General features: G+C 68.9%; 1 protein-coding gene. It reads right to left on the reverse strand.

Going from position 1 to position 1,094, the window contains the following annotated elements:
- Positions 1–1,094 (reverse strand): isobutyryl-CoA dehydrogenase (locus P3H15_RS54050; RefSeq protein ID WP_276144831.1); only part of this gene is annotated, 1,094 nt, incomplete at both ends.

A 1,094-nucleotide genomic window follows, 5' to 3' on the forward strand; every position in this document is an offset into this window, starting at 1 on the left:
CCGACGACGCTGCGGGCGATGACGACGCGCATGATCTCGTTGCTGCCCTCGAGGATCTGATGCACCCGCAGGTCGCGGACGATCTTCTCGATCCCGTACTCGGCAAGATAGCCGTACCCGCCGTGCAGCTGCAGCGCCCGGTTCGCGACCTCGAACCCGGTGTCGGTGGCGAACCGCTTCGCCATCGCACACAACTCCACCACGTCCGGGGCACCCTCCTCCAGCGCGGCCGCCGCCCGCCACAACAGCGTGCGGGCCGCCTCCAGCTCGGTGCGCATGTCCGCCAGCTGGAACTGCAACGCCTGCGAGTCGAGCAACGACGACCCGAACGCCTTCCGGTCCGCCAGATACGCCACGGCCCGCTCCAACGCGGTCTGCGCCCCACCGACCGAGCACGCGGCGATGTTGAGCCGGCCCCCGTTCAGGCCGGCCATCGCGATCCGGAACCCACCACCCTCGTCGCCGAGCAGATTGCCCGCCGGCACCCGCACATCCTCGAAGATCACCTGCCGGGTCGGCTGGGCGTTCCAGCCCATCTTCACCTCGTTCGGCCCGAACGACAGCCCCGGTGAGTCCTTCGGGACGATGAACGCCGAAATCCCGCGCGGCCCGCCCTCACCGGTGCGGGCCATCACCACATACACCTCCGACGTCCCGGCCCCGGAAATGAACTGCTTGACCCCGTTGAGCACGTAGTCGTCGCCGTCCCGGACCGCCCTGGTGCTCAACGCCGCCGCATCCGACCCGGCACCCGGCTCGGTCAGGCAGTAACTGCCCAGCTGATCCATCGCGCACAACCCCGGCACCCAGGCGTGCCGCTGCTCCTCGGTGCCGAACCGGTCGATCATCCAGGTCACCATGTTGTGGATGGAAATATAGGCCGCGATCGACGGGCAGCCCTTCGCCAGCTGCTCGAAGATCCGGGCCGCATCCACCCGGGTCAGCCCGGAGCCGCCCACGTCCTCGCGGATGTAGATCCCGCCCATCCCCAACGACGCCGCCTTCCGCAGCACGTCGACGGGGAAATGCTTGGCCTGATCCCACTCCACCGCATGCGGCGCCAGATGCTCGGCCGCGAAATCACGGGCCGTGTC

The sequence above is a fragment of the Rhodococcus sp. T2V genome (assembly GCF_029269925.1).
GTDB lineage: Bacteria > Actinomycetota > Actinomycetes > Mycobacteriales > Mycobacteriaceae > Rhodococcus_F > Rhodococcus_F koreensis.